Origin of the sequence: Methylobacterium sp. Leaf469 (assembly GCF_001424745.1) — a bacterium.
Taxonomy (GTDB): Bacteria; Pseudomonadota; Alphaproteobacteria; order Rhizobiales; family Beijerinckiaceae; genus Methylobacterium.
This window is the reverse complement of the sequence record NZ_LMRE01000012.1, coordinates 71,825-92,342: the sequence shown is the minus strand read 5'-3', so window position 1 is coordinate 92,342 and position 20,518 is coordinate 71,825. Positions and strand designations below refer to the sequence as shown.

The window sequence follows — 20,518 nt, the reverse complement described above, 5'->3', positions numbered from 1 at the left end:
ACCCGAGCGTGTCAACAATCGGGGCCGGTGGGCCGTGACCCATCCCCGGGACTGTTGTTCCACCGAACTTTTTTCCGCCCAATCAGACGGACCCGATGACCGGACCCACCTCATCCTCCATCGACCGCGACGAGGTCGCCCGCTTCGAGGCCATCGCGGCGACGTGGTGGGACCCGACCGGGCCCATGCGGGTGCTGCACCGCTTCAATCCCGTACGGCTGGCCTATATCCGTGACGCCGCCTGCCGGCATTTCGACCGGGATCCGAAAGCGCCGTTCCCCCTCGACGGCCTCGCCATCGTCGATGTCGGGTGCGGCGGCGGCGTGCTGTCCGAACCCCTCGCGCGCCTCGGCGCCCGGGTGACGGGGCTCGATCCGGCGCCGACCAACGTGAAGGTCGCCCAGGCGCACGCGGATGCGGCCGGCGTGAGCGTCGATTACCGGGCCCGCACCATCGAGAGCGTGGTGGCGGAGGGCGAGCGCTTCGACATCGTGCTGGCCATGGAGGTGGTGGAGCACGTGGTCGATGTGCCGGCCTTCGTCGCCACCGCCTGCGCGGCGGTGAAGCCCGGCGGGCTGCTGTTCTCCGCCACCCTCAACCGCACCCTGCGCTCGTACGCCCTCGCCATCGTGGGGGCCGAATACGTCCTCGGCTGGCTGCCGAAGGGCACCCACGACTGGGACAAGTTCGTGAAACCCCACGAACTCATCCGCGCCGTCGAGGACGGCGGCCTCGCGGTGACGGACACCACCGGGGTGGTGTTCAATCCGCTGGACGGCTCGTGGCGGGCGAGCCGCGACACGGCGGTGAACTACATGATCGCCGCGCGCCGCGCCTGAACTCCCGGCGGCCTCGCGTCGTTGACCGCGCGCAACCGGAGGCCGTCATGCTCGAGAAGATCCCCCACGCCGTCGGCGAGGCCCTGTCCGGCCTCAAGGCGGGCATCGCGGCGACCACCTACCACGCCGACTTTCCCGACACGCCCGCGACGGTGCGGCTGACGAGCCCGGCCTTCGCCGAGGGCGGGTCGATCCCAGCCCGTTTCACCGAGGACGGCGAGAAGACGTCTCCGCCCCTGGCCTGGGACAACCTCCCGCCGGGGACCGTCCGGGTCGCCCTCATCGTCGAGGACGCGGGCAGCCCGACGCCGCGCCCCCTCGTCCACCTCATCGCCTGGAACCTGATGCCGGAGGCCGGCCCCCTGACCGAGGGCGCGCTGCCGAGCCCCGGCGGGGCGCACCAGTCCCAGGATCTCGGCAAGAACAGCTTCCTTCAGGACCAGTGGCTGCCGCCCGATCCGCCCACCGGCCACGGGCCGCACGAGTACCTGTTCCAGATCTATGCCCTCGACGTGGCTCTCGCCCTCGACGCCTCACCGGGCCGGGGCGCCGTGATCGACGCCATGCGGGGCCATGTGCTCGCCAAGGGCTGCCTGACGGCGACCTACGCCCGGACCTGAATCGCATTTGGATGTTGCACCGCTCGGTCCGCCCGGTGCATGGGCGCACCGGGACAGGGACGGAGCGTTTCCATGAAGGCCTTGCTGTGCACCCGCCTCGGCGGCCCCGACGATCTCTCCCTGGAGGACATCGCCGAACCGGTGCCGGGGCCCGGCGAGGCCGTGGTGCGCATCACCCTGGCGGCGCTCAACTTCTTCGATACCCTCATCATCGCCGGGCGCTACCAGGTGAAGCCGGAGCTGCCGTTCTCGCCCGGCGGCGAGGCCGCCGGCGTGGTCGAGGCCCTCGGGCCGGATACGAAGGGGGTTTCGGTCGGCGACCGCGTCATCGTCCACCAGAAGTTCGGGACCTGCCGCGAGCGCATCGCGGTCTCGACCCGTCATCTCACGCCGATTCCCGATGCCGTCTCCGATGAGCAGGCCGCCGGCCTGACCATTACCTATGGCACGTCGCTCCACGCCCTGCGGGACCGGGCGAAGCTCCAGCCGGGCGAGACCCTGGCGGTGCTTGGCGCCTCGGGCGGCGTCGGCCTCGCGGCGGTGGAACTCGGCGCCATCATGGGCGCACGTGTCATCGCCTGCGCCTCGTCGCCGGAGAAGTTGAGGGTCGCCGAGGCGCACGGAGCCACGATGAGCGTCGACTACGCCGCCGACAACCTGCGCGAGGCCCTGCGGACCCTCACGGAGGACAAGGGCGTCGACGTGATCTACGATCCCATCGGGGGCGACTACGCCGAGCCGGCCCTGCGCTCGCTGGGCTGGAAGGGGCGCTACCTCGTCGTCGGGTTCGCCGCCGGCGACATCCCCCGTATCCCGCTGAACCTCGCCCTCCTCAAGGGCATCGACATCCAGGGCGTGCACTGGGGCGTGTTCGTCGATCGCGAACCCGAGGCGCATGCGCAGAACCAGCGCCAGCTCCTCGCCTGGGTCGCGGAGGGCCGTCTAACCGCCAAGGTCCATGGGGTCTATCCCCTGGCGGATTACGCCGAGGCCCTCGGGATCCTCAAGCGGCGCGAGGCCGTGGGGAAGGTGCTCCTGCGAATGTGAGCGCCTTCCCGTGGGATCGCCTCAGAGCAGGCCCTGCGCCTTGGCCAGCGCCACGAGGTCGTGCTGGGGGCGGGCGCCGATGTGCTGGATCACCTCCGCCGCGGCCAGGGCGCCGAGACGGGCGCTCGCGGCGTTGTCGAGGCCCCGCACATGGCCCGCGAGGAAGCCGGCGGCGAACAGGTCGCCCGCACCCGTGGTGTCCACCAGTTCGTGGACCGGGGAGGCCTCGACGCTGCGGATCTCGCCACCCTTGACCACCATGGCGCCGTCCGCCGAGCGGGTGACGAGGCCGAGGAGATGCTTGCCGCGGGCGTCGCGCTCGTCGCGCAGGGCCTTGAGGGCGACCTCCGCGTCGTCGGTCTCGTAAAGGCTCTGCAACTCGCCGATGTTGGCGAACAGGATATCGACGCTGCCGTCGCGGATGAGCCCGAGGAATTCTTCGCGATACCGGCCGACGCAGAAGGCGTCCGACAGGGTCAGCGCGACGGCGTTGCCGGCGGCGTGGGCGATCTGAACGGCCTTGCGGAACGCGTCCTTGGCGGCCGGCGGATCCCAGAGGTAGCCCTCGAGGTAGGTCACGCGCGCGTTGCGCACGGTGGCCTCGTCCACGTCGGCCGGGGACAGGTTCTGGCAGGCGCCGAGATACGTGTTCATGGTGCGCTCGCCGTCGGGCGTCACCAGGATGAAGCAGCGCGCCGTGGCAGGACCGTCGGTAGCGGCCGGCACGGTGTAGCGCACGCCCGTGGCCTTCAGGTCGTGGGCGTAGAGGCCCCCGAGTTCGTCGTCGCGGACCTTGCCGATGAAGCCGGTCTTCGCGCCGAGCAGCGCCGCGCCGACTGCGGTGTTGGCGCCGGAGCCGCCCGATACGATGGTGGCCGGCCCCATGGCGTTGAACAGGGCCTCGGCCCGCTCCTCGTCGATGAGCTGCATCGCGCCCTTCGGCACGCCCTGCTCGGCGAGGAACGATTCGTCCGCGCGGGCGATGAGGTCGACGATGGCGTTGCCGAGGACGAGGAGGTCGAGGGATTCGGGCATCTAACCGTCCAGTCTGGCCGGGGGAAAAGGATGCGCCGGGCTGTGGCACCAGCCCCGCCGGGGGTCAAGCGAGGGCGGCCGTCCCAACACTCCGTCCATCCCTCACGACTCGGCTAAGGGAGACTCGGTGAAGAGAGCGGCTCCCGTGAGGGTCGGGCCCGGTGGCTCGAGTTCGAGCCGCCCCGTGGAGGCGAGCCGCGTCTCGATCAGGTCTTCGGTTCCGCGCCGATGGTGAATGACCATGCGCCGCACCGGATCGACGATGAGAGAGTGCATCACGCTCGGCACCCGGAAATACCCGACAAGCTTCTGCGTGGTGTCGATCTGTCCGGTACTCGGGGACAGGACCTCGACGACTACGATGGGGGCCGGGGCCTGCGTGGCATCGGGCCCGAGGCGTTCGCCGCAATGCACCAGGGCGGCCGGCTCGAAGCAGGTTGCCGCATCCACCCGCCCCGTGATCCCGTCGGGCAGCATACGACAGGCAAGCCCGGCCTCTCGAAGGCCTACCCTGGGCGCGAGCTGGACGGAGAGGTCTCCACATACCGCATGCGCTGCGGGGCCATGGCGAAGACCTCTCCGTCGACGAGCTCGTAGCGGCCGGGCTGGTGCTGGGCCCAGGCCAGGAAGGCGTCGACATCCATGCCGGCTTTGGGCTGCGCGCTCATGGGCGACAGCCTCTCATGCGCCCCGAAGACTGCGAAGGCGCCGGTCTTACTGAAGCGCCTTCACCTCGCACTGCGCGTAGTCCGAGGCCGCCTTCACGTAGGCGTTCAGGCCCTTCACGTAGGCCTCCGCCAGGGGACGGTAGACGGCGATCTGGGCGTTGTAGGCCTTGATGGCGTCGTTGTAGCTGTAGGCTTCCCAGCCGGGGCAGCCGCCCTTGGCGTCGACGCAGGCCGGCTTCTCCGGGAAGGCGGGTTTGGTCGGCCGGGCGCTCACGGGCGGCGGTTCGGCGCGGGGGCACTCGGCGCGGGCCGCACCGACGGCGAGGAGGCAGGCCATGCCGGCCGCCCAGATTGTTTTCGTCATCGCGTCCCCCGAACCATCGGCACGGACTCATGCGGGAGGCCGGGCGCGGCCGCAAGCCGGCTTCAGCGCGCGGCCACCGCTTCGGCGGGCCGGCTCCGCACCGGTCGGGCCTCTGGTCCCGCGCCCCTGTCCGCACCCTTGCCCGCGCCTTTGCCGAACCGGTCCCAGATGCGGCGCGCGGCATCGATGACGGGCAGAACCAAACCGATGCCGAGCACCCACCAGGCCGGGCGGATCATGTCGGGAAAGGCGAGGTTGGCCTGGAGCACGCGCCCGGCCGGGATGCCGCTGGCGAGCCCGTACCACGCCGCCTCCAGTCCGGCGGTGGTGAGCGCCACCGCGACGGCGAGCCCCAGCAGGGTCAGGGGGTTGATGGGCCAGCGCAGGCGCTGCAGGGCGCGCCAGCCCATGAGGAGCAGGAAGGCGCCGGTCCAGAACACCGGGTCGGAGACGTCGATCTTGGCCTGCAGGAAGTAGTGGACGAGGCCGAGCACCGCGAGGGTGTAGACCGTCTTGTGCAGGCGCGGCCACGCCTTGCCGAGTCGCCTGATCATGCCGTCCGTGGAGGTCACGCCGAGGACCACGAACCCCACGAGGGCGACGAACCCGATGGTAAGGTAGATCCGACTGACGATCTCCGAGACCACCTTCGTCAGCACGAAGTTCTGATCGATCACGTAGAGCGCGAGGTGGATGAGCGCGTAGGCCAACACCGTCAGCCCGAGCATCCGCCGAACGAGGATCAGCTTCGGCCAGTTCGCCAGGCGCCGCAGGGGCGTGACGGCCAGGGACAGCAGCAGGAAACGCACGGCCCATTCGCCGGTGCCGTGCAGGAGCGCGGTGATGGGCTTGGCACCGAGCGCGTCCGCCGCATAGGCGCCGGCGAGCCAGAGGCCGGGCGCCAGGGCGAACAGGAAGACGCCGAGCTTGAGGCCCGAGAGACGTCCGGCGCGGTCGCGCCAGGGTGCGGAGATGGCGGGCAGGGCGGGCATGGCATGTTCCGAATGCGCGGCTGTCGGGGCGACCGGTGCCGCCGACGGTCCTATCTACGTGGCGAAGCGGGCCGAAGTTACGGCCGGCGACGTGCGGTCGCACACCCTGCCCGCGCCGTGCCGGGGGACGATGCGGCATCGAACGACGTGTTGTATGCCGGGCCGAACCGGTCCCCATCGCAGAAGCCCAGCATGCCCGCATCGAAGCCCGCCGCCGACAGCCTCGACGACCTGACGCCGGAGACGGCGCGCGGTGAGCACGCCTCCCTTTCCGAGCGCATCGCCGAGGCCGACCGCCTGTATCACCAGGAGGACGCGCCGGAGATCTCGGACGCCGAGTACGACGCCCTGCGCCGCCGCCTGGAGGACATCGAGGCGCGGTTCCCGGACCTCGCCGGCACGGGGGCGGCGAGCACCTCCGTCGGCGCCAAGCCGTCGGAGAAATTCGCCAAGGTCCGGCATGCCGTGCCGATGCTGTCCCTCGGCAACGCCTTCGCGGATGCGGAGGTCGAGGAGTTCGTCGCCCGGGTGCGCCGGTTCCTGAATTGGCCCGAGGGCGAGACGCTGGCCTTCACCGCCGAGCCGAAGATCGACGGATTGTCCCTGTCGCTCCGCTACGAGGGCGGCCGCCTCGTCACCGCCGCGACGCGGGGCGACGGCGAGACCGGCGAGGACGTCACCCGCAACGCCCGCGTGGTGGACAGCATCCCCGAGACCCTCTCGGGCGACGACGTGCCGGAGATCTGCGAGGTTCGGGGCGAGGTCTACCTCTCACACGCGGATTTCGCGTCCATCAACGCGCGTCAGGAGGCCGCCGGCAAGGCCCTGTTCGCCAACCCGCGCAACGCCGCCGCCGGGTCCCTGCGCCAGCTCGATCCCGAGATCACCCGCTCGCGGCCGCTCAAGTTCTTCGCCTACGCCTGGGGCGAGATGTCGGCCCTGCCTGAGGAGACCCAGTCCGGGATGATCGGAGCGTTCGGGCGCTGGGGACTGCCGGTCAACGACCGCACGAAACGCTTCACCGATGCGCAAGCGATGATCGCCCATTACCGCGGCATCGAGGCCGCGCGGGCGGATCTCGGCTACGACATCGACGGCGTCGTCTACAAGGTCGACAGCCTCGCCCTGCAACGGCGGCTCGGCTTCGTCTCGCGCTCGCCGCGCTGGGCTTTGGCCCACAAGTTCGCGGCCCAGAAGGCGCTCACGGTGGTCGAGGGGATCGAGATCAATGTCGGCCGCACCGGCTCCCTCAATCCCCTGGCCAAGCTGCGGCCGGTGACGGTGGGGGGCGTCGTGGTGTCGAACGCCACGCTCCACAACGAGGGCTACGTCCAGGGGGTTGGCGGCGACGGGGAAAAAATCCGCGACGGCCGCGACATCCGCGTCGGCGACACGGTGGTGGTGCAGCGGGCCGGCGACGTGATCCCCAAGGTCATGGACGTGGTGCTCGACAAGCGCCCTGCGGACGCGACGCCCTTCGTCTTCCCCGACCATTGCCCCGCCTGCGGCAGTCGGGCGATCCGGGAGATCAACCCGCGTACGGGCAAGCCCGACGCTGTCCGGCGCTGCACCGGCGGCCTGATCTGCCCCGCGCAAGGGGTGGAGCGCCTGAAGCACTTCGTCTCGCGCAACGGCTTTGACCTCGAAGGCTTCGGCCAGACCTACATCGAGGTGCTGTTCGAAGCGCACGTCATCAAGCAGCCGGCCGACCTGTTCCGCCTCGATTTCGCGGAGCTGAAGGCCGCCATCGTGGCCCGCCGCGAAGCCCTGTCCGCCGAGCGCCGGGCCGAGGGCGCACCGGCCCCGAAGAAGCCGACGAAGAAGAAGGGCGAGGAGGAGGACAAGGCGATCCACAACCTGCTCGCCGCCGTCGAGGACCGCCGCCGCCTGCCCCTCAACCGCTTCCTGTTCGCCCTCGGGATCCCCGACATCGGCGAGTCCACGGCCAAGGCCCTGGCGAAACGCTTTCCCGACATGGCCGCCCTGATGGGTGGGGTCGCGGCGGCGGCCGCCGCCCAGGCGGGGCCGGACTGGATCGAACTCTCGTCGCTTCCGCGCATCGGCCCGACGACGCGCGACCGCCTGCTTGAGGTCGGCTACCCCCGCGAGACCTCCGATGCGGAGGAGGGCGAGGCTGGGGTGGAAGCCGGCGAGGCGCCCGGCCGCATCCGGCTGTCGGCGCCCCAGCGCGCGAGCCTGCTCGCCCATTACGGCGACGCCGATGCGGCGGCCGCCGGGATCGCCCGGGCCGCGTCCCAGCGCCCGGGCGACGCCTACCGGCACTTCGCCGACGACGCCGAGATCGGTCCGGTGGCGACGGATTCCCTCATCGCGTTCTTCGGCGAGCCGCACAACGACGCCGCCGTGCGGGCCCTCCTCGAGGCCGTCACCACGGAACCCATGGCGGCACCCGTGACGGCGACGGCCTTCGCCGGCAAGACCGTGGTCTTCACCGGCTCCCTCGAACGCATGACCCGCAGCGAGGCCAAGGCCACGGCCGAGCGCCTGGGCGCCAAGGTCTCGGGTTCGGTCTCGGCCAAGACCGACCTCGTGGTGGCCGGGCCCGGCGCCGGCTCCAAGCTCAAGGACGCCGAGAGGCACGGCGTGGAGGTGGTGAGCGAGGAGGCCTGGCTCGCCCTCGTGGCGAGCGCTTGAGGTGGCTTCCAGCGCGGCTTACATGACGCGCATCGCCTCGGGCGCGCGGGGCACCAGCTACTTGACACCGATTCTTGCCCTCGACTTCGAGACCGCGAACGAGCGTCGCGACAGTGCCTGCGCCGTCGGTCTCGCCTGGATCGCGGACGGGGCGGTGGTGCGCCGGGAATCGCGGCTGATCCGGCCGCCGGACTTGCGGTTCTCCCCCGGCAACATCCGGGTCCACGGTATCGTGCCGGCGGATGTGCGGACGCAGCCGACGTTTCCCGAGGTGATGGCCGAGTTCCTGCCCGACCTGGCGAGCGGCCTCGTGCTCGCCCACAACGCCGGCTTCGACATGGGCGTCCTGCGCGCGTCGCTGGTCGCCTACGGCCTGCGGCCGCCGGCCTTCTCTTACCTCTGCACCGTTCAGATCGCCCGCCGGGTGTTTCCCGCGGAGGAGGGCTGCGGCCTCGGCAAGGTCGCGGCGCGCCTCGGCATCCGGTTCGAGCACCACGATGCCGGCGAGGACGCCTATGCGTGTGCCGAGATCGCCCTGGCGGCCATGCGCCGGACCGGCGCGCCCGACATCTTCGGCTTGTCCCGCGCCATCCGGCTGCCGATCACCACGGTGCCGGAAGGGCCGGACCGCGTCCTGCCGCCGCGCGCCGGCCCGGGACCGTCGTCCGATTGCGCCCGGTCGGGGCCGCGCCTCCCGCCGCCCCTGAGCTTCACCGTCAAGGGCTCGCGCGGCGACCGCTACGCCATCACCCTGGAGGACCGAGCCACGGGCCTGCGCCTGCGCTGCACCTGCATGGCGGGGCGCTACGGCACCGCGTGCCGCCACGTCGCGGCGCTCCTCGTCGGCGACATCACCGACCTGCTGTCCGGCAACCACGACGATGTCGAGCGCCTGCGTTTGCGCATGGAGGCAGCCGCCGAATCCTGATCCTCAGGAGCGTTCGAGGCGGGCCGGCAATTTGCGGACCTTCACCCGTCGGACGAAGCGCGGACCGGCGAGAAGGCGTTCGCGCCGCACCAGATCGCCGGGGCGCGGCGCGCCGACGCCGATGACGCCCTCGCCCCGGGCGGCGAGGCGGGCCGGCAGACCCGCATGCGGGCGGCGCAGGCGGCCCAGGGTGACGTCCGGTCGGGCGGTGCCGATGAAGCGGTCCAGGATGCGGATCCAGCCCTCGGCGGGCACGTCCCCGGCCTCCAAACAGAGCACCCATTCGCGCCGGGCCGCCTTGGCCCCGGCCGACCACGCCGAGCCGCCGCGCGGGCGCAGGACGAGCTTGGCGCCGGTGGCCTCCGCCACGGTGTCGATCGCCGTGCTGTGGCTGGGCGCGACGATGACCGCATCGCCGACGAGCCCGGCGGCGACGCCGGCCACGAGGGCGCCGAGGGTGTCGGCGAGCCGATCGACCGCATCAAGATCGGTCGGCCGCGCCACATGGATCAGAGCGGAGATCATGCCCGCGCATACCGCATTTTTCCCCGGACTGAAGCCGGTCACCGGCCCGGTTTCCTGCCCGGACTGCGCAGGGCCCGACCCAGAAGCCGCTTTGCCCGCAATATGTGCAACATCTCGCGATGATGTTCATGATATGTTCGATTCGGCGGCGGGTGATGAAGGATCGGCATGGAGACGGAGTCGCCGGACGCGGACACAGGGGAGGGCGCGCGGCGCCTCGCCACGACGACGCGGCCGAGCGACGCCCGGCGTGGACGCGGCGCGACGGCCAATCCCACCGGACGATTCGAGACTATCAGCCGCGATATCTTCGACGATGGATGGGAGGCCGACGCCCCGGCGCCCCTGCGCACGGTGGTGACGGCCGAGCGCGCCCGCAGCCTCATCACCCGCAACACCTCGCCGGACATCTCGTTCGATCGCTCGATCAACCCCTATCGCGGCTGCGAGCATGGCTGCGTCTACTGCTTCGCCCGGCCCAACCACGCCTATGTCGGTCTCTCGCCCGGGCTCGATTTCGAGACGCGGCTGTTCCACAAGCCGGATGCGGTGAAGCTCCTGACCTCCGAATTGTCGGCGCCGGGCTACCGGCCCGCCACCATCGCCCTCGGCACGGCGACGGACCCGTACCAGCCCATCGAGCGCGAGTACCGCCTCACCCGGGGTATCCTCGAAGTCCTCGCCCGGTTCCGGCATCCCGTCGGGATCGTCACCAAGTCGAACCTCGTGGTACGCGACCTGGACCTCCTCGCTGATCTCGCCCGCGACGATCTCGTGAAGGTGGCCGTCTCGGTCACCACCCTCGATCCCGACCTCGCCCGCCGGCTGGAGCCGCGCGCGCCGCACCCGAAGAAGCGCCTGGAGGCCATCGAGCGCCTGAGTGCCGCGGGAATTCCCGTCATGGTCATCGCCGCCCCGGTGATTCCCTCGCTCAACGACCACGAGATCGAGGCGATCCTGACGGCGGCCCGCGAACGCGGCGCGCGGGAGGCGAACCACGTGCTGCTGCGCCTGCCGCTGGAACTCGACGCCCTCGTGGACGACTGGTTCGCCGAACACTATCCGGGGCGGCGCGCCCACGTGATGTCCCTGGTGCGCCAGGCGCGGGGCGGGCGCGCCTACGACGCCACGTATGGCCGGCGCATGGTCGGAGCCGGTGCCTATGCTGACCTCATCGTGCGCCGCATGCGCCTCGCCCGCCGCCGCCTCGGCTACCCGGAAGAACGTCTGAAGCTCAGGACCGATCTGTTTGTCCGGCCGACGGCGCAGCTGTCGCTGTTCTGAAATCGGTCTCGGGTCCGTAGGCTCTGGTGAAGCTGCAGCGGTGATGGGCCGAGCGGCCCAGTGTCGCGAGGCCGGCGAGGTGCACCTTGGTGCCGTAGCCGACATTGCTGTCCCAGCCATAGGCGGGGTGGCGCCGGGCGAGGGCGCGCATGGCCGCATCCCGTACGGTCTTCGCCACGATGGAGGCGGCGGCGATCTGCGGCACGAGGCGGTCCCCGCCGACCACCGGACGGCATCGTTCGACGTCCGGGATCGCGTCGCGGCCGTCGACCAGCACCGGGGCGTCGAGTCCGAGGCGATGGACCGCCCGCGCCATGGCATCGAGGGTGGCGCCCCGCACGTTGATGCGGTCGACGAGCGCCCGCGACCCGGCGGCCAGGGCCACGCGCGCATGGGCACGGATCAGGGGGGTGAGGCGCTCGCGTTCGGCCCGCTTCAGGCGCTTCGAATCGTCCAGCGCCGCCAGGATCTCGCCCGGGAACGCGTGCGGGTCGAACCACACCGCCGCCACGACCACGGGTCCGCACAGGGCGCCGCGTCCGACCTCGTCGCAGCCGATCACCGCCGGATAGTCTTTCGCGAGGGCAGCGTCGAAGGGGAGCATCGGGGTGAACACGGTGTCGGGAATGGGGCGGGACCCTGCCAGTCCGGCCCGCCCGAGTCACCACGCCGGTGCGTCGGTTCCTGTGCCCAAACCGATGGTCCTGCTCGGTGTGCCGTGGCGCGCCTGCGGGCCTGCCGTGCCGTGGGCGGCGGCGATGTTGGCGTAGAATTGCCGTGCGCTCTCGGCCCAGGTGTAGCGCAGGGCCTGCGCCCGGCATCGGTCGCGCGGGATGGTCAGGGCGGCAAGCGCCGCCTTGCGCAGGTCGGGGTCGAGGACGCCCGCATCCGTACCCCCAATGACGTCGAGGGGGCCGGTGACCGGGTAGGCCGCGACGGGCACGCCGCAGGCCAGGGCTTCCAGGAGCACGATGCCGAAGGTGTCGGTGAGACTCGGGAACACGAACACGTCGGCGGCGGCGTAGACCGCCGCCAGGGCCGCGCCCGTGCGGGTGCCGAGGAAGTGCGCGTCGGGGGCGAGCGCGGCGAGGCGCGCCCGGTCCGGTCCGTCGCCCACCACCACCTTCGAGCCGGGCAGGTCGAGGGACAGGAAGGCGGCGATGTTCTTCTCCACCGCGAGGCGCCCGACGAACAGGAAGATCGGCCGGGGCAGGCCCGCGAGGGGATCGGGCGCCCCTGCGTCGGGCCGGAACAGGTCGGTGTCGACGCCCCGGGTCCAGCGCATGAGGTTGGTGAAGCCGCGGGCGGCGAGATCGCGTTCGAGGGAGGGTGTGCTCACCATGGTGCCGCTGGCGGCGCCGTGGAACCGGCGCAGCCAGGCGTAGCTCCACGATTCCGGCACGGGGGCGCGGGCCGCGAGGTATTCGGGAAACCGGGTGTGGTAGCTCGTGGTGAACGGACGGCGATGGCCGAGGCAGTAGCGCCGGGTGGCGTAGCCGACGGTGCCCTCCGTGGCGATATGGACATGGGTCGGCCGCAGACCGTCCCAGCGGCGCGCCACCGCCGCGCGGGTGGCGCAGGACAGGCGGATCTCCGGGTAGCCCGGCAGGGGCACGGAGACGAAATCCGCGTGGGTGAGAAACACCGTGTCGATGCCGAGGCCCGCGCCCGCCGCCGCCATGTGCTCGAGGGAGCGCACGACGCCGTTGACCTGCGGGTGCCAGGCATCCGTTGCGATGAGGAGCCTCACGCGACGGCCCGGGCGCCGTCGGGCCGCGGCCCGGCGAACTCGGCGTCACGGGCCTCCCGGGCCCGCACCAGGCTCGGATAGTGCAGCACCTCCATGGTGCCGTCGTAATGCTCGACGATGGCGGTGCAGGATTCCACCCAATCCCCGGTGTTGAGGTAGGTGAGCCCGCCGATGGTGCGGTTGGCGGCGTGGTGGATGTGACCGCAGATCACCCCGTCGGCGCCGATGCGCCGGGCCTCGGCGCTGAGCAACTCCTCGAACTTGCCGATGAAGTTGACGGCATTCTTCACCCGCAGCTTGGCCCAGGCCGAGAGCGACCAGTAGGCCAGCCCGAGGCGGCGGCGCAGGGTGTTGAGGTGGGTGTTGACGAACAGCGCCGCCGTGTAGGCACCATCGCCGAGATACGCCAGCCACCGGGCGTGGCGCACCACCATGTCGAACTGGTCGCCGTGGATCACGAGGTAGCGCTTGCCGTCCGCCGCCACGTGGAGGCGCTGGTCGGCGACCTCGATGCCCCCGAAGGTCATGCCGATGTAGTCGCGCAGGAATTCATCGTGGTTGCCCGGAACGTAGATGAGGTTCGAGCCCTTGCGGACCTTGCGCAGGAGCTTCTGAACCACGTCGTTGTGGCTCTGGGGCCAGTACCAGCCGGACTTGAGCTGCCAGCCGTCGACGATATCGCCGACGAGGTAGATCTCGTCGGCATCGTAGTCGCGCAGGAACTCGAGCAGCAGGGCCGCCTGGCAACCCTTGGTGCCGAGGTGCATGTCCGACAGGAACAGGGTTCGGACGCGGATGGTCGTCTCCGGATCTTCGCCCATGGTGGTCTCCGAGCAGCTCTGCATCGGACCGAGCCAAACCGGATTCCCGTATCACTTTGATGACGCCGGCCGGCCCCGGGGGAGGGGCGCCCTGCCGTGCGGCACCGCATCGCAAGCCTTTCTGGACTATAAAATTATTTGACGTTTCGCGAAGTTTTTCGGGTTTTCCTTCCTGCGTGAAGGCAGGCATAGTCGCCGCAAGATGCCCCACCGGACCGCGCGAGACATCGTGTGTCCGGAGCCCCGAGAGGTGAAGAAGGGCAGCGACATACGGGGCAGGATGGCGCCTGCACGGCCTGGGGAAGCGCGGTTTCGCGAGCGCGCCCCGGCCTGGAGAACGGCTTGAGATCGTCGGACCCGTTTCACGGCTGTCCGCGCGTTTCGATGCGTCCGCGCATCGCGGCGCAGGTCTCGAGCGCCCGCAGCCCATCGACAGCACGGTGCCTCGCTCCCGACGGGATCGGGGTCTCCGTCATGAGGCCGGCTCCTCCGGGGTCGGCTGCCTGAGGGTAAGCATTACCTGAGGGCAAGTATCGCCTGAGGGTAAGTGGGCCCGACCGGGTTTCCGGCGGGTCCGCGAGCGCGTAGGAGCCTGCCCACCCGAGACGGCTGCCTGAACCGGGCCGGCCTCTCGTCATCGATCCACCCGGAAGGGCGGCCCAAACGGGCAGATCTTCCGTCACTGAACCAGGTGTGTCGCACGGATCGCGCGCACTTCTTTGAGAACCGGAGACATCATCATGGCAGCAACGAAACGGCCGGGTCGCAACCACCTCTTCGTTCCTGGCCCGACGAACATCCCCGATCGCGTCCTGCGGTCGATGGTGGTGCAGTCCGAGGACCATCGCTCGGTGGACTTCCCCGCCCTGACCAAGCCCCTGTTCGAGGACACCAAGGCGGTGTTCGGCTCGACCAAGGGCACCATCTTCCTGTTCCCGGCCTCCGGCACCGGCATCTGGGAATCGGCGCTCACCAACACCCTGTCGCGCGGCGACAAGGTGCTGACCGCGCGCTTCGGCCAGTTCAGCCTGCTCTGGGTCGACATGGCCGAGCGCCTCGGCCTCGACGTCATCGTGCAGGACGAGGAGTGGGGCACGGGTGCGGACCCGGAGAAGATCGGCGAGGCCCTGCGCGCCGACAAGAACCACGAGATCAAGGCCGTCATGGTCGTCCATAACGAGACCGCCACGGGCGTGACCTCGGATATCGGCGCCGTGCGCAAGGCCATCGACGCGGCCGGCCACCCGGCCCTGCTGTTCGTCGACGGCGTGTCGTCGGTCGGCTCGCTCCCCTACAAGATGGACGAGTGGGGCGTCGACTGCGCCATCGCCGGCTCCCAGAAGGGCCTGATGCTGCCCGCCGGCCTCGGCGTGATCTGCGTCAGCGAGAAGGCCCTCAAGGCGGCCGAAGCCTCGGCCGGCAAGAACGACCGCCTCGCCCACGTCTACTTCGACTGGGCCGACCACCAGAAGCAGAACCCGGCCGGCTACTTCCCCTACACCCCGTCGCTGCCGCTGCTCTACGGCCTGCGCGAGGCCCTGGCCTGCCTCAACGAGGAAGGCCTCGAGAACGTCTACCACCGTCATCACGTGCTCGGCGAGGCGACCCGCCAGGCCGTCGCGGCCTGGGGCCTGAAGACCTGCGCCAAGGAGCCCAAGTGGAACTCCGACACGGTCACCACCATCGTGGTGCCCGAGGGGATCGACGGCGCGGCGATCATCAAGCACGCCTATGTCCGCTACAACCTCGCGCTCGGCGCCGGCCTGAACAAGCTCGCCGGCAAGGTGTTCCGCATCGGTCACGTCGGCGACCTCAACGAGCTGTCGCTGCTCGGCGCCATCGCGGGTGCCGAGATGGCCATGCTCGACCACGGCGTGAAGGTCACGCCCGGTTCCGGTGTCGCCGCCGCGTCGAGCTACCTGCGCGAGAACCCCCTGGCCAAGGCCTGATCCGACAATCGCCGGGGCGATCCTTCGCCCCGGCGACCCCATCGACCACGCTGCTGCCGGCGGTTCGGCCGGAGCGACCTGAGGGCTTCCATGACGAAGAAGATCGTGTTCCTCGACCGCGAGTCCCTCGACGCCAAGGTTCGGGAATTCAATTTTCCGCACGATTACGTCGAGTACGAGTCGACCTGGACGCCCGAGGAGATCGTCGAGCGCCTGAAGGGGGCCGAGATCGCCCTCATCAACAAGGTGCCGATGCGCGCCGACGTGTTGAAGCAGCTGCCCGACCTGAAGCTCATCGCCGTCGCCGCCACCGGCACCGACGTGGTCGACAAGGCGGTCGCCAAGGAACGCGGCATCACCGTCGTCAACATCCGCAACTACGCCTTCAACACCGTGCCCGAGCACGTGATCGGCCTGATCTTCGCCCTGCGCCGGGCCATCGTGCCCTATGCCAATTCCGTTCGCCGGGGCGACTGGGCCAAATCCACCCAGTTCTGCTACTTCGACTATCCGATCCACGACATCGCCGGGTCGACGCTCGGCATCGTCGGCTACGGGGCGCTGGGCAAGTCCATCGCCAAGCGGGCGGAAGCGCTCGGCATGAAGGTCATCGCCTACGACGTGTTCCCCCAGGAGGGGCTGGTCGATTTCGAGACCATCCTCACCCAGTCCGACGTCATCACGCTGCACGCGCCGCTGACGCCCGAGACCCGCAACATGATCGGCCGCGAACAGCTCGCAAAGATGAAGAAGCACGCGCTCATTATCAACACCGCGCGCGGCGGCCTCGTCGACGAGGAGGCCCTGGCCGAGGCCCTTCAGAACGGCACCATCGGAGGCGCGGGCTTCGACGTGGTGATGACCGAGCCGCCCAAGAACGGCAACATCCTGTGCGAGCTCGACCTTCCGAACCTCATCGTGACCCCGCACGTGGCGTGGGCGAGCAAGGAGGCCATGCAGATTCTGGCCGACCAGCTCGTCGACAACGTCGAGGCCTTCGTCGCCGGCAAGCCGCAGAACGTGGTCTAGGTCGCCGGCCTTGCCGATGGATGGGCGCGGGCTCTCTCTCCTTCTTGGAGAGGGAGCCCGGCGTGCCCTCCGGTGACGAGACGAGAATTCAGAATCAAACGCCAACCGCGCCCGAGCGCGGACAAGCATAGGGATCGACAAAAATGAAAAAACTGCTGTTCCAATTCGACACCGATGCCGTGCCGAGCGTGTTCGACGTGGTCGTCGGCTACGATGGCGGCGCCGATCACATCACCGGCTACGGCAACGTGACGCCCGAGAACGTCGGCGCCCTGGTCGACGGCACGATCTATACCCGCGGCGGCTCCGAGAAGAAGTCCACGGCGATCTTCGTCGGCGGCGGCAGCATGGCGGCCGGCGAGGCGGTGCTGAACGCGGTCAAGAAGCGCTTCTTCGGCCCGTTCCGCGTCTCGGTGATGCTCGATTCCAACGGCTCCAACACCACCGCCGCCGCTGGCGTCGCACTGGTGCAGAAGGCCGCCGGTTCGCTCCAGGGCAAGAAGGCCGTCGTGCTCGCCGGTACCGGCCCCGTCGGCATGCGCTCGGCCGCGCTCCTGGCCCAGGAAGGCGCCACCGTGATCCTGTGCGGTCGCTCCCTCGACAAGGCCCAAGCCGCCGCGGACCAGATCAACAAGCGCTTCAAGGTCGAGATCTCGGCCGCCGCGACTCCGGACGCCGCCTCTCGCGCCGCCATCGTCAAGGGCCAGAACCTCGTGTTCTCCGCCGGCGCCATCGGCATCGAGCTCCTGTCGGAAGCCGACTGGAAGGACGAGGCCAGCATCGAGTTCGTGGCCGATTACAACGCCCAGCCGCCCCTCGGCTTCGGTGGCATCGACGCCATGGACAAGGGCAAGGAACGCCACGGCAAGAAGGTGTTCGGGGCCCTCGGTATCGGCGGCCTGAAGCTCAAGCTCCACCGCGCCTGCGTCGGCCAGCTCTTCGACAGCACCGAGCAGGTCCTCGACGCCGAGGAGATCTACGCCCTCGCCAAGAAGATGGCCTGAGCCATGGCTGCCGACGCGACCATCCAGACCTTCCTCGACGGGCTCGCGAGCTCGGCCCCGACCCCGGGCGGCGGCGGTGCCGCCGCCATCCACGGCGCCATGGGGGCCGCACTTCTCAGCATGGTGTGCAACCTCACCATCGGGAAGAAGAAGTACGTCGAGGTGGAGGGCGAGCTGAAGGAGATCCTCGGACAATCCGAGGCGCTCCGGGCCGAGCTCACCCGCATGATCGCCGACGATGTGGCGGCCTTCGACGCGGTGATGGGCGCCTACGCGCTGCCAAAGGCGACGGACGAGGAGAAGGCTGCGCGGGCGGAGAAGATCCAGGCGGCCCTCAAGGTGGCCACGGACGTGCCCCTCGAGTGTTGCCGGGCCTGCCGCAAGGTCATCGACCTCGCCCAGCCCGTCGCCGACAAGGGCAACCTCAACGTCATCTCCGATGCCGGTGTCGCGGTGCTGTCCGCCCATGCGGGCCTGCGCAGCGCGGCGCTCAACGTCTACGTCAACGCCAAGGGCCTGGACGACCGTGCCTTCGCCGACGCGCGTCTCCAGGAACTCGAGACCCTGCTGGGCTCGGCTGGTCCGCTCAATGAGTCGATCTACGAGATCGTGAAGGCCAAGGTGAACTGATCCTTCGCGATGCGGGACGCCGATCGTTCCGCATCGCACAAAAGAACGCGGGGGATTACTTCACGCAAAGCTTGACGCCGCGACCCTAACGCCAAGGTGAGTCGTCGCGTTTGCTGAAATCCAGAAGCATTCCAACTGCCTTCAAGGCAGACTCAACGAGAATGTAAAAAAATATAAACGGCAAGACCCTTTTCGCGAAGTGAAATTTACGAGAAGGTCCGCCCCGAGGAAACGTCGAGGAGATCGCACATGGACGTTCACGAGTACCAAGCCAAGGAGTTGCTCGCTGGCTTCGGCGTGGCGGTTCCCAAGGGCGCGGTGGCCTTCAGCCCCGATCAGGCGGTCTACGCCGCCACCGAGCTCGGCGGTTCGTTCTGGGCCGTGAAGGCGCAGATCCACGCCGGTGCCCGCGGCAAGGCCGGTGGCATCAAGCTGTGCCGGACCTACAACGAGGTCCGCGATGCCGCCAAGGACCTCCTCGGCAAGCGCCTCGTCACCCTGCAGACCGGTCCCGAGGGCAAGCCGGTGCAGCGCGTGTACATCGAGACCGCCGACCCGTTCGAGCGTGAACTCTACCTCGGCTACGTCCTCGACCGGAAGGCCGAGCGGGTCCGCGTCATCGCCTCCCAGCGCGGCGGCATGGACATCGAGGAGATCGCCGCCAACGAGCCCGAGGCCCTGATCCAGGTGGTCGTCGAGCCGGCGGTGGGCCTGCAGCAATTCCAAGCCCGCGAGATCGCGTTCCAGCTCGGCCTCAACATCCGCCAGGTCTCGGCCGCCGTGAAGACGATCATGAACGCCTACCGGGCGTTCCGCGATTGCGACGGCACCATGCTGGAGATCAACCCCCTCGTTGTCACCAAGGACGACCGGGTCCTGGCCCTCGACGCCAAGATGTCCTTCGACGACAACGCCATGTTCCGCCGGCGCAACATCGCCGACATGCACGATCCCTCGCAGGGCGACCCGCGCGAGGCCCAGGCCGCCGAGCACAACCTCTCCTATATCGGCCTCGAGGGCGAGATCGGCTGCATCGTCAACGGCGCCGGTCTGGCCATGGCCACCATGGACATGATCAAGCACGCGGGCGGCGAACCGGCGAATTTCTTGGACGTGGGTGGCGGTGCCAGCCCTGATCGCGTCGCGACGGCGTTCCGCCTCGTCCTCTCAGACCGCAACGTCAAAGCGATCCTCGTCAACATCTTCGCCGGCATCAACCGCTGCGACTGGGTCGCCCAAGGCGTCATCCAGGCGGCGCGGGAGGTGAAGATCGATGTACCGCTCATCGTCCGCCTCGCCGGCACGAACGTCGAGGCCGGTCAGAAGATCCTGGCCGAGAGCGGCCTCGACCTCATCACCGCCAACAGCCTGTCCGACGCCGCCGCCAAGGCCGTCGAGGCCTGCGCTGCCGCCAAGGCCGGCTCGGCCGCGCGCGCCAACTGAGAACGGGGAGGATACGTCATGAGCATTCTGATCGACGAGAAGACCCCGATCATCATTCAGGGCATCACGGGCGACAAGGGTACCTTCCACGCGAAGGAGATGATGGAGTACGGCTCCAACGTCGTCGGCGGCGTCACTCCCGGCAAGGGCGGCAAGACCCATCTCGGCGTGCCGGTGTTCAACACCGTCAAGGAGGCCGTGGAGGCCACGGGTGCCACCACCTCCATCACCTTCGTGGCCCCGCCCTTCGCAGCCGACGCCATCATGGAAGGCGCGGATGCGGGCCTCGCCCTCATCTGCTCCATCACCGACGGCATTCCGGCCCAGGACATGATGCGGGTGAAGCGGTATCTCCGACGCTACCCCAAGGACAAGCGCACCATGGTGGTGGGCCCGAACTGCGCCGGCATCATCTCGCCCGGCAAGTCGATGCTCGGTATCATGCCCGGCCACATCTACCTGAAAGGCAATGTCGGCGTGATCTCGCGCTCGGGCACCCTCGGGTACGAGGCCGCCGCGCAGATGAAGGAAGAGGGTATCGGCATCACCACCTCGGTGGGCATCGGTGGCGACCCCATCAACGGCTCGTCCTTCCTCGATCACCTCGCCCTGTTCGAGCAGGACCCGGAGACCAAGGCCGTCCTGATGATCGGCGAGATCGGCGGCCCGCAGGAGGCCGAAGCCTCCGCCTGGATCAAGGAGAACATGTCGAAGCCCGTCATCGGCTTCGTCGCCGGCCTCACGGCGCCGAAGGGTCGCCGCATGGGCCACGCTGGCGCCATCATCTCGGCCACCGGCGATTCGGCCGCCGAGAAGGCCGAGATCATGCGCTCCTACGGCCTCACCGTGGCCCCGAGCCCCGGCGAGTTCGGCTCCACGGTGGCGCAGGTGATGCGTAAGCTGGCGGCGTGAGCGCATGAACCCTCCCCCCTCTG

The 20,518-nt window shown here is 69.6% G+C and carries 20 protein-coding genes and 1 pseudogene; 12 read left to right on the top strand and 9 right to left on the bottom strand.

Annotated elements, in window-relative coordinates; translation table 11 throughout:
• The first annotated feature begins 95 nt into the window (after positions 1 to 95).
• The 3 genes from ubiG (at position 96) to ASG60_RS08270 (ending at position 2,506) form a co-directional block, all read left to right on the top strand.
• Complete coding sequence (ubiG, locus tag ASG60_RS08280) at positions 96 to 839, top strand: bifunctional 2-polyprenyl-6-hydroxyphenol methylase/3-demethylubiquinol 3-O-methyltransferase UbiG (RefSeq protein WP_056384966.1); 744 nt, start codon at positions 96 to 98, stop codon at positions 837 to 839.
• Between the two features lie 47 nt (positions 840 to 886).
• Positions 887 to 1,459 carry a YbhB/YbcL family Raf kinase inhibitor-like protein gene (locus ASG60_RS08275; protein ID WP_056169785.1) on the top strand — a complete coding sequence of 191 codons (573 nt, stop codon included), beginning with the start codon at positions 887 to 889 and terminating at the stop codon, positions 1,457 to 1,459.
• Between the two features lie 72 nt (positions 1,460 to 1,531).
• Complete coding sequence (locus ASG60_RS08270; RefSeq protein ID WP_056304417.1) at positions 1,532 to 2,506, top strand: NADPH:quinone oxidoreductase family protein; 975 nt, start codon at positions 1,532 to 1,534, stop codon at positions 2,504 to 2,506.
• A 21-nt stretch (positions 2,507 to 2,527) separates the two neighbouring features.
• On the opposite strand, the gene ASG60_RS08265 is transcribed toward ASG60_RS08270, so the two are convergent.
• From ASG60_RS08265 to ASG60_RS08250, 5 genes and pseudogenes are all read right to left on the bottom strand, one after another.
• Positions 2,528 to 3,541 (bottom strand): adenosine kinase, encoded by a 1,014-nt coding sequence (locus ASG60_RS08265; RefSeq protein WP_056384964.1) that lies wholly within the window; start codon positions 3,539 to 3,541, stop codon positions 2,528 to 2,530.
• A gap of 102 nt (positions 3,542 to 3,643) precedes the next feature.
• Positions 3,644 to 4,033 (bottom strand): annotated as a pseudogene (locus tag ASG60_RS08260) (Uma2 family endonuclease); the annotation flags it as partial.
• A gap of 14 nt (positions 4,034 to 4,047) precedes the next feature.
• Positions 4,048 to 4,209, bottom strand: a complete 162-nt coding sequence (locus ASG60_RS23850) for a hypothetical protein (protein ID WP_347379656.1) — start codon at positions 4,207 to 4,209, stop codon at positions 4,048 to 4,050.
• 46 nt (positions 4,210 to 4,255) lie between these two features.
• Entirely contained in the window at positions 4,256 to 4,546 is a 291-nt protein-coding gene (locus ASG60_RS08255; protein WP_056169773.1) for a hypothetical protein, read from the bottom strand.
• An 89-nt stretch (positions 4,547 to 4,635) separates the two neighbouring features.
• Positions 4,636 to 5,565 (bottom strand): protein-methionine-sulfoxide reductase heme-binding subunit MsrQ, encoded by a 930-nt coding sequence (locus ASG60_RS08250; protein ID WP_056384962.1) that lies wholly within the window; start codon positions 5,563 to 5,565, stop codon positions 4,636 to 4,638.
• 192 nt (positions 5,566 to 5,757) lie between these two features.
• On the opposite strand from ASG60_RS08250, the gene ligA reads away from it, so the two are divergent.
• Positions 5,758 to 8,220: an NAD-dependent DNA ligase LigA gene (ligA, locus tag ASG60_RS08245; protein ID WP_056384960.1), complete on the top strand. Its 2,463-nt coding sequence runs from the start codon at positions 5,758 to 5,760 to the stop codon at positions 8,218 to 8,220.
• Between the two features lie 22 nt (positions 8,221 to 8,242).
• Positions 8,243 to 9,148 carry a 3'-5' exonuclease gene (locus tag ASG60_RS08240; RefSeq protein WP_056384958.1) on the top strand — a complete coding sequence of 302 codons (906 nt, stop codon included), beginning with the start codon at positions 8,243 to 8,245 and terminating at the stop codon, positions 9,146 to 9,148.
• 3 nt (positions 9,149 to 9,151) lie between these two features.
• On the opposite strand, the gene ASG60_RS08235 is transcribed toward ASG60_RS08240, so the two are convergent.
• Positions 9,152 to 9,673, bottom strand: coding sequence for a hypothetical protein (locus ASG60_RS08235; RefSeq protein ID WP_056384956.1), 522 nt, complete (start codon positions 9,671 to 9,673; stop codon positions 9,152 to 9,154).
• A gap of 168 nt (positions 9,674 to 9,841) precedes the next feature.
• Between ASG60_RS08235 and ASG60_RS08230 the strand changes: the two genes are divergently transcribed.
• The gene (locus ASG60_RS08230; RefSeq protein ID WP_056384954.1) at positions 9,842 to 10,957 is read left to right on the top strand and encodes a PA0069 family radical SAM protein; all 1,116 of its coding nucleotides are present in this window, start codon (positions 9,842 to 9,844) and stop codon (positions 10,955 to 10,957) included.
• On the opposite strand, the gene ASG60_RS08225 is transcribed toward ASG60_RS08230, so the two are convergent.
• From ASG60_RS08225 to ASG60_RS08215, 3 genes are read right to left on the bottom strand one after another with little or no spacing between them, the layout of a single operon-like run.
• Positions 10,908 to 11,561 carry a ribonuclease HII gene (locus ASG60_RS08225; protein WP_082483426.1) on the bottom strand — a complete coding sequence of 218 codons (654 nt, stop codon included), beginning with the start codon at positions 11,559 to 11,561 and terminating at the stop codon, positions 10,908 to 10,910. The two genes, ASG60_RS08230 and ASG60_RS08225, sit on opposite strands and share 50 nt — an antisense overlap.
• Before the next feature lie 57 nt (positions 11,562 to 11,618).
• A complete protein-coding gene (locus tag ASG60_RS08220) occupies positions 11,619 to 12,707 on the bottom strand; it encodes a glycosyltransferase family 1 protein (protein ID WP_056384952.1) in 1,089 nt (362 codons plus the stop codon).
• Positions 12,704 to 13,528 carry a UDP-2,3-diacylglucosamine diphosphatase gene (locus ASG60_RS08215; RefSeq protein WP_056260488.1) on the bottom strand — a complete coding sequence of 275 codons (825 nt, stop codon included), beginning with the start codon at positions 13,526 to 13,528 and terminating at the stop codon, positions 12,704 to 12,706. The genes ASG60_RS08220 and ASG60_RS08215 overlap by 4 nt, the downstream gene beginning before the upstream one ends.
• Before the next feature lie 740 nt (positions 13,529 to 14,268).
• Between ASG60_RS08215 and ASG60_RS08210 the strand changes: the two genes are divergently transcribed.
• The 6 genes from ASG60_RS08210 to sucD all read left to right on the top strand — a co-directional run bounded on the left by ASG60_RS08210 (position 14,269) and on the right by sucD (position 20,495).
• Positions 14,269 to 15,477 carry an aminotransferase class V-fold PLP-dependent enzyme gene (locus tag ASG60_RS08210; protein ID WP_056169756.1) on the top strand — a complete coding sequence of 403 codons (1,209 nt, stop codon included), beginning with the start codon at positions 14,269 to 14,271 and terminating at the stop codon, positions 15,475 to 15,477.
• Between the two features lie 90 nt (positions 15,478 to 15,567).
• Positions 15,568 to 16,506 carry a D-2-hydroxyacid dehydrogenase gene (locus ASG60_RS08205; protein WP_056384950.1) on the top strand — a complete coding sequence of 313 codons (939 nt, stop codon included), beginning with the start codon at positions 15,568 to 15,570 and terminating at the stop codon, positions 16,504 to 16,506.
• Between the two features lie 143 nt (positions 16,507 to 16,649).
• On the top strand, positions 16,650 to 17,510 hold the full coding sequence (locus tag ASG60_RS08200; protein WP_056169750.1) for an NADP-dependent methylenetetrahydromethanopterin/methylenetetrahydrofolate dehydrogenase: 861 nt from the start codon (positions 16,650 to 16,652) through the stop codon (positions 17,508 to 17,510).
• A 3-nt stretch (positions 17,511 to 17,513) separates the two neighbouring features.
• A complete protein-coding gene (gene fchA, locus ASG60_RS08195) occupies positions 17,514 to 18,140 on the top strand; it encodes a methenyltetrahydrofolate cyclohydrolase (protein ID WP_056169748.1) in 627 nt (208 codons plus the stop codon).
• Between the two features lie 249 nt (positions 18,141 to 18,389).
• On the top strand, positions 18,390 to 19,583 hold the full coding sequence (locus ASG60_RS08190) for a malate--CoA ligase subunit beta (RefSeq protein ID WP_056169743.1): 1,194 nt from the start codon (positions 18,390 to 18,392) through the stop codon (positions 19,581 to 19,583).
• 18 nt (positions 19,584 to 19,601) lie between these two features.
• The gene (sucD, locus tag ASG60_RS08185; protein ID WP_056260480.1) at positions 19,602 to 20,495 is read left to right on the top strand and encodes a succinate--CoA ligase subunit alpha; all 894 of its coding nucleotides are present in this window, start codon (positions 19,602 to 19,604) and stop codon (positions 20,493 to 20,495) included.
• Positions 20,496 to 20,518 lie beyond the last annotated feature (23 nt).